8 protein-coding genes are annotated in these 7179 nt (G+C 55.8%); 2 read left to right on the top strand and 6 right to left on the bottom strand.

The window, feature by feature from the left end:
- The 4 genes from K9B33_RS22685 to K9B33_RS22670 all read right to left on the bottom strand — a co-directional run.
- On the bottom strand, nt 1-478 hold a 478-nt coding region (locus tag K9B33_RS22685; RefSeq protein ID WP_224551387.1), incomplete at its 3' end, for a TonB-dependent receptor plug domain-containing protein.
- 120 nt (nt 479-598) lie between these two features.
- Nucleotides 599-1360 carry an SDR family NAD(P)-dependent oxidoreductase gene (locus tag K9B33_RS22680; protein ID WP_224551386.1) on the bottom strand — a complete coding sequence of 254 codons (762 nt, stop codon included), beginning with the start codon at nt 1358-1360 and terminating at the stop codon, nt 599-601.
- 59 nt (nt 1361-1419) lie between these two features.
- Entirely contained in the window at nt 1420-1719 is a 300-nt protein-coding gene (locus tag K9B33_RS22675) for a MarR family winged helix-turn-helix transcriptional regulator (RefSeq protein ID WP_224551385.1), read from the bottom strand.
- A 285-nt stretch (nt 1720-2004) separates the two neighbouring features.
- Nucleotides 2005-2613 carry a TetR/AcrR family transcriptional regulator gene (locus tag K9B33_RS22670; protein ID WP_224551384.1) on the bottom strand — a complete coding sequence of 203 codons (609 nt, stop codon included), beginning with the start codon at nt 2611-2613 and terminating at the stop codon, nt 2005-2007.
- 245 nt (nt 2614-2858) lie between these two features.
- Between K9B33_RS22670 and K9B33_RS22665 the strand changes: the two genes are divergently transcribed.
- Together K9B33_RS22665 and K9B33_RS22660 are read left to right on the top strand one after the other, a co-directional pair.
- Nucleotides 2859-4082 (top strand): cytochrome P450, encoded by a 1224-nt coding sequence (locus tag K9B33_RS22665; RefSeq protein ID WP_224551383.1) that lies wholly within the window; start codon nt 2859-2861, stop codon nt 4080-4082.
- Nucleotides 4083-4187: 105 nt separating this feature from the next.
- Nucleotides 4188-5150 (top strand): NAD-dependent epimerase/dehydratase family protein, encoded by a 963-nt coding sequence (locus K9B33_RS22660; RefSeq protein ID WP_224551382.1) that lies wholly within the window; start codon nt 4188-4190, stop codon nt 5148-5150.
- A gap of 185 nt (nt 5151-5335) precedes the next feature.
- On the opposite strand, the gene K9B33_RS22655 is transcribed toward K9B33_RS22660, so the two are convergent.
- A complete protein-coding gene (locus tag K9B33_RS22655; RefSeq protein WP_224551381.1) occupies nt 5336-6001 on the bottom strand; it encodes a TetR/AcrR family transcriptional regulator in 666 nt (221 codons plus the stop codon).
- Nucleotides 6002-6375: 374 nt separating this feature from the next.
- A partial coding sequence (locus K9B33_RS22650; RefSeq protein ID WP_224551380.1) for an IS256 family transposase occupies nt 6376-7179 on the bottom strand: 804 nt, incomplete at its 5' end.

The following is a 7179-nucleotide window of genomic DNA, read 5'->3' as shown; positions in this document are numbered from 1 at the left end:
GCGGTCCGCGCAGAACCTCTATCTGGCCGGGATCTACCATGTCCAACAGCGAATTGAGGCCGCCGGCACGCGGCAGATATGCGCCGTCGAGATAGATCGCGACCGGCGGTTCAAGGCCAGGCGTGGTGAAGGGAACGCCAATGCCGCGGATGAAAAGCATCGTGAAGCCGGTTGCGGCTGCAAGGTCAGTGCCTGGCATCGCCAACTGGATGTCGCGAAGGTTGCGCAGGCCGAGCTGCGTTGCGCTTTGGGGCGAAATGGCCGTGATCGCGATCGGAACATCCTGCAACCGCTGGGACCGACGCTGTGCGGTCACGACGATTTCGCCTACCTGCCCGGCAGGCGCAGCACTATTGGTCGGTTGCGCTTGCATCGGATCGGCGGGCGTCTGTTGGCCTTGAGCCGGTGCGGCAATCGCCAGACCGACAAGAGCCATAGAGGCGCCGCTCAAAAGCGCGGATTTGGATATTGTCGTCATTTTAGTCCCCTCCTTATTTTATCGGTCCGACGTACTCGTCAGATCTCTGGTTGTCCGTTTGAATTGGCGCCCGGACTGTGCCTTGGAAACTCCTGTGAAGTTCCATCGCCCATGTTTATGTCAGGCTGCGGTGAGGCCGCCGTCAACGATCATCATTGTACCAGTCACGAAGCTTGCCTCGTCTGACAGCAGCCAGCGAACGGCGTAGGCGATCTCGTCTGGTTCAGCGAGGCGGCCCATGGGGTTGGCAGCCATCATCATGTCCTCTAGTCCGTCGAACGAGTCCATCTGCCCCTGCATCATGGGCGTCCGGGTGGCTCCGGGAAGCACCGAGTTTACGCGGATGCCCAGCTTGGCATAGTCGATCGCCGCCGCCCGGGAGGCCGCCACGACACCGCCCTTTGCGGTGCAGTAATCCGCGCCGCCAGGGAAAGCGGCTATACCTCCCGTTGATGCGATATTGACGATCGATCCCTTGCCCGCCTCCAGCATCGCGGGCACCTGCGCTCGCGTCGCGAAGAAAACGCTGCGAAGGTTGAGCGCATAAACGCTTTCCCAAAAGTCTGGGTCGATCTCATGCATCGGTCTGCCCTGGAACGGTTTTCCTGCGGCATTGCAGGACCCATCGAGCTTGCCGAACGCCTTCACCGCTGCTGCCACTGCTGCATGATGCTGCGCTTCATCGGAGACATCCAGCCTGACGAACTGCGCCTTGCCGCCATTCCCGATGATCTCGTCCGACACTTTCGTACCAGCCTCGACATTAACGTCGGTAACCGTAATGGATGCGCCCGCCTCTGCGCTACGCAAAGCTACGGCGCGACCAATACCGCTTGCGCCGCCGGTGATCAATATGGAGCGCCCTGCAAGATTGCCCGCCATTCCAATAATCCTTTCCTGTGCGAACTTCGCCGCTGTTGATCAAATAATATTGTGCTTGCTCAGGTCGCCGGAAATGTAACGCTTTCCAACGTATTACGGAGATACTCTAGTTCCTGCTCACCAAGCTGACATGCAGCCCTTATTTTGCCAGTCACACTACGCGCTTTAACTTCCAAGGCGCGGCCTGGCGGCGCCACATCTACGAGCACGCGACGTTCGTCTGCCGGATCACGGGTCCGCGTCACCAACCCCGCAGCCGCCAAGCGCTTCAGCAGCGGCCTAATCGTGCCGGTATCCATGCCGAGGCGAGCGCCGATCGATCCCACGGAAAGAGGCGCACCCCTTAAAGGCTCCGGCATCACGAGACATCGGGGGAATGTAAGGCATCGCGGTTCTAGACAGGGCTTGCGCATGAGCGCCAAGCTGTTCGCCGCCCGGCAGAGCGCGAAACATAGTTCGATATTGGCGCTATGTTCGACCAACGATAACCTGCCGTGCGCGTTTATAGAGTGTGCATGGTACACAAATACTAAATACTAGGCAAGGGGAGGCGGGAGCGAATGGCGAATCTGCTGGAGCTTCGCGCTCACGCTTTTATCCGGATCCATCACGCCAAGCGTGGCTCTGGCACGGTGGATTAAGGCCTATTGCTTTGGCGAGAGGATGCCGCGCAGTACGAGTTCGCAACCAGCCATGAAATGCGGATCGCTGGACGGATGCGTGCCTATATGGATGGCGAAAGCGCGCGTAATGACCAAGAGCATGTCGATACGGATGTCGATTTCAACCGCCGTGAAACCGTCCAGCAGAGGGCCAACGATCTTTCTGAACTCATCGCGAAACAGGCGATCAACGCGAGCCACCAGGGCTGCAAATTTGGGATTGCGCGCCGACTCCGCTAATGTTTCCAAAGCGAGAGCAGCGCGATCATAATCAAGAAACCACAGGATATCGTTCAAAAACTCATTGATTACCAGTTCGATGTCTGGCTTTCCGGCGCTGCGCAGTCTCGTTACGTGCGCCATGAAGTCCTCAAAATCTCGCTCGACCAGCGCGATCATGATCGCTTCCTTGGTAGCGAAATATTTATAGACGTGGCCGACACTCATCGATGCTTCGGCACATATTCGGCTCATGCTTGCCGCATGAAACCCGTCCGCTCGAACGCATGCGCGCGCTGCATCCAGAATCTGCGTCTGCCGACGCTTAAGCCGTTCTTCTCGCCGCAATATTACTGCCGTTGATCCTGCCATTGCCACCTCATAATGCATCGCCCAGCGAACTGAAGCCTAAGGTTCATGATAATGCATTGCCCAGCGAACCGAAGGCTAAAGCTCATGCGGGCCTATCACATCGCGCCTTGATAGCAAAAAAAGAGAGTGATCGCTCAAACTATTTATTGACTCGTACGGCGAGTTGGATGCAATTGGCTTCATGGTTCCGCTGGCATGGCTCAATGAAGCCCGGAAAATGTCGATGCTTAGGAGAGTTTTAGGCTATGACGCTGACATCGCTACAGAGTTTCGCGGACCCCGAAATTCAAAAGTGTCCATTTCCATTTTACGACACGCTGCGAGAGGAGCAGCCGGTGTTCCATGATCCGAAGACGGGGCATTATGTCCTGACTCGGTATGAGGATGTCCGCAAAGCGTTGTTGAGCCCTTCGATACTCAGTAACAAGACGCCCTTTCTTGGCGATCGCTGGTCGCCGGAGGCGAATGCCATGTTTGAGAAGGACGGCTGGTTGCCGATGGATACGCTCGTGTCCAACGATCAGCCAGAGCACCGCACTTACCGCACTCTGGTCGACAAGGTATTCACCTCTGCAAAGGTGAAAGGGCTGGAGCCTGCGATCAACGCAATGATCGCCGACCTGATCGATGGCATTTTGGATCGCGACGAGATCGATTTTCTCGAAGATTTTGCCATTCCCTTGCCGATGTTTGTCATCGCCGATCAATTGGGAGTCCGGCGCGAAGACCGGGTGATGTTCAAGCACTGGTCAAACGCGGCGGTCGAAACGACAGGTCCGCTTACGCCCGAGCGCCAGTTGGAACTGGCGAAGGTGCTGATCGAACTGCAACAATATATGGCGGTCCAGATCGAACGGGTACGTGCCGAACCGGACGATATGTTGATCAGTCGGCTGGTCAATATGGATACAGACGGCCGTCGACTGAACGATCAGGAACTCCACAGCATCGTATTTCAGATTCTTGTCGCTGGTAACGAGACGACGACCACGACACTTGCTTCGGGCATGCGCATTTTGATTGAGCGCCCAGAGCTTGCCGACGCGATCCACGCTGACCCGGCGAAGATCGCGACCCTGGTCGAAGAAGCACTGCGCACCGCTACGCCGCTGCAATGTCTGTGGCGTACGGCCTTGGCCGATGTCCAATTTGGCAACGTCACTATCCCTACCGGCTCGATCGTCGAATTGCGTTTCGGCGCGGCGAACCGCGACCCTGCACAGTTCGGCTGTCCGGCGGATGTCGACCTCCAACGGAAAAATGCTAATAGCCATCTGGCGTTCGGTGCGGGCATCCATCTGTGCATCGGTAATCAGCTTGCGCGGGGCGAGTTGCGCCTAGCGTTTCAGGCCCTGACGCAACGGATGAAAAATTTCCGGTTCAGCCGGGGCGGTGACAGTTGTGTCCCGCTTGAAGGATACACGCCTTATGGATTACAAAAACTCTGGATGTCATTCGACCCGCGGTAGTGAGCAGGGGCAGCGGTTGTAGCTGGGCGCCCAACCCTGTCCGACGGTTTACCTTGGCGCAATCTGATGGAGAACGTCTGGGAACAGCCAGCATAGGTGGACGGAATGGGACAAATCTTGGTTACCGGCGGCACCGGAAATATCGGCATGTATGCGGTTGCCGAATTTACGCGGCGCGGGCACGACGTCACCGTTCTCGATCGAAATGACGAAGCGCCGATGTTGACCGCGATCGTGCCAGACGCGGATGTCGTGGCCGGTGACATCTTGGATGTCGATCTGTTGACGGATATCGTCAAAGACAGGGGAATAACCCACATCCTCCATCTCGCCGGTTATCTTGGACCTGAGTCGGTCAATTTTCCTATTAAAGCGCTCGACGTGAATTGCCGGGGTACAGCAAACATCTTTGCGGTGGCACTCGCGCAAGGGGTGAAACGCGTATGCTGGAGCAGTTCAATCGCAGCTGTCGGGACACTGCCTGACTATGATGGCAGGCCTGTCGATGAAAATTACCGGATCGCCCCGACCACGACATATGGTACAAGCAAATATTACAGCGAACTCATGACCGCCATTTATCGCGAGAAAGGTCTTGATGCCACCTGCGTTCGTGTCGCCTTTGCCTTCGGTCTTGGCAAGTTGACCGGCAGTTGGGGTGCCAATTACAACCGGATCATTTACAATGCTGCTGTCGGGCGCCCCTCCGTTTTCCCTTCATGGGCCAAAACGGGCATCCAAATGATCTACAACAAGGATCAGGCTAAATTCTGCGTGGATGCGACGCTCGCGCCGCCGTCAGAACACTGGCTGTTCAACACACCAACAGAACGGTCTTTCACTGAAGACGAGATTATCGCGATCATTCGAGACCTTGCGCCCGATTGTGATATCAGCCGCGATATGAAGGCACCTCCCGGATCTGCCTTTCCGCCTAATGTCGATGGCGCGCGAGCGATTCGTGAAATCGGTTTCCACCCGGATTATACCGTACGAGCCGCGATTGCTGAAATGGTGGACTATTATCGATGCCATCCAGATCAGGGCGTTGATGAGGCTTCACGATAAAATCAAATATATCCAAGTAAAATCTATGACGAAATCCCTTGGAACAATCGCTGCGAATATAAAATCCGTCGACAATTTGATGATCTACCTAATTTCGTTCAGCCTTATACGATGCGTAAATAGAAAATGACATGCTATAGAAATATTCAATTTTTGACGAGTTCAATACGTAAGTGAACAGCACTTTATCCAACTAAAGATTTTGATTGTTCCTCAACATTTAAGAGGTTTTTGACGGCATTGTGTAGCCGCACAACATAGGTTGCACTTGCGTAGGGTTGGATCAGGCTAATGTGATGGATGCAACAATCATATATCGCATCCAGCCCGTCACTATCCTCGTCAGTACCTGTTCGTGCTGCGCCAAGGCGGTTCACCCAGACTGCCCACATATTTTCGCCCAGAATTTGAGGACTGTTGGGAGCCACAAGCGGTGCAATGTCTCCGCAACTGATCGCCTGCTCTATTCTATGAATCGATCCCTTGATCGCAGTTGTCATTATTCGATGATAGCTTTCTGCCAGATGGGGATCTGTGGCAGTAAAATAGGCCAGTGACTCGAAGAAGAAATGATAACGCCACATCAGGCTGAATAGATTGACTATATATTCAGCGAGTTGCTTGGCTCCAGGATTGCGCGGACTTGCCAATACGTCGGCAGCATCCTGCTCAAGCCGATCTATCAATGCATAAATGATGTCCTGCTTTTTTGCAAAGTGATAGGTCAAATTACCAGGGCTGATACTCAGGCTGGACGCAATTTTATATATGGGAACGCGATCCACGCCACTGCTATTGAAAAGCCTGAGCGCGGTGGACAGGATACGGTCGGGAGTAGATTCTTCGCCCAAAATTGCGTTCCCCTTAATAGTTTAGTTGCTAAAACCAATACCCTACCATGCATGGTTCGTCGGTCAACCTTGATGAGCAGAGGCCACATCCCTGGCGCTTGTTGAAATCGCGGCGCAATCGGATCATCGGCGGACATGAGTGCAAACACTATAATACCAAGTTGCAATGATCGTGCCCCCTAACACTCTTCCCCCTTATGGGGGAGGTTGGGTTGGGGTGTGCTACCGCCAGCGTGGGCGCTCGGCTTCGCCTCGCTCCACATCCCCTTGACTGGAAGTCACCTCCAACCAACCCTGCCCGCCGGGCAGGGGAGATGGTCGTGTCCCACGGGGTGGTGTAAGAGCCGTCGATCCAAGGTAGGATCGGGGTCAGGTCAGGCTGCCACGGCGGGCAGGCTGACGATGGGATTATGGCTGACCGAGCCGAGAGTTTCCAGCGTCGTGTAGCGACGTGATACGGCCCACTCATCGTTTTGCTCCAGCATCAGTGCGCCGACGAGACGGATTACGGCTGCGTCGTTGGGAAAGATACCGATTACGTCGGCGCGCCGTTTGATCTCTTTGTTCACTCTTTCCAGTGGGTTGGTCGATGAGATTTGCGCCCAGTGTTCCTTCGGGAAGGCCATGTATGCGAGAACATCTTCGCGCGAGCTATCCATCATGCCGGCCAGCTTGGGGAACTTCTCGCGGCACGCATCGGCGACCTGCTCCCACTGCTGGTGAGCCGCTTCGGCGGTTTCCTGCGCAAAGATCGTTTTGATCATGGCGATGACGGCGGGCCGCTGCTTGGGCGCGGTATGGGCCAACGCATTGCGCATCCAGTGCACCCGGCAGCGTTGCTGGCTCGCGGCGAACACCTTGCTGGCGGCGGCACGCAGGCCCTTGTGATCGTCGGATATAACGAGCTTCACCCCGCGTAAGCCCCGGTCAGCCAGCGAGCGCAGAAAGGCTTTCCAGAAGAGCTCAGTTTCCGAAGGGCCGGTGGCAATGCCCAGCACCTCGCGCCGGCCATCGGTGTTAACGCCTACGGCGATTATTGCCGCCGTCGACACGATCCGGCCGCCCTCGCGTACCTTGAGGTAAGTGGCGTCGATCCACAGATAGGGCCACTCGCCTTCGATCGGGCGCGTCAGGAAGGCGTTCACCCGCTCATCGATCTCGGCGACCAAGCGGCTTAC

Origin of the sequence: Sphingobium sp. 3R8, assembly GCF_020166615.1 — a bacterium.
Taxonomy (GTDB): Bacteria; Pseudomonadota; Alphaproteobacteria; order Sphingomonadales; family Sphingomonadaceae; genus Sphingobium; species Sphingobium bisphenolicum.
Note: the sequence above shows the minus strand (reverse complement) of the source record. Positions and strands in the feature narration are given on the sequence as shown.

Excerpts from the sequence above, each read along its gene's own strand:
- K9B33_RS22680 (WP_224551386.1), bottom strand. The coding sequence starts at position 1,360 with ATGGCGGGCAATCTTGCAGGGCGCTCCATATTGATCACCGGCGGCGCA.
- K9B33_RS22675 (WP_224551385.1), bottom strand. The coding sequence starts at position 1,719 with ATGCCGGAGCCTTTAAGGGGTGCGCCTCTTTCCGTGGGATCGATCGGC.
- K9B33_RS22670 (WP_224551384.1), bottom strand. The coding sequence starts at position 2,613 with ATGGCAGGATCAACGGCAGTAATATTGCGGCGAGAAGAACGGCTTAAG.
- K9B33_RS22665 (WP_224551383.1), top strand. The coding sequence starts at position 2,859 with ATGACGCTGACATCGCTACAGAGTTTCGCGGACCCCGAAATTCAAAAG.
- K9B33_RS22660 (WP_224551382.1), top strand. The coding sequence starts at position 4,188 with ATGGGACAAATCTTGGTTACCGGCGGCACCGGAAATATCGGCATGTAT.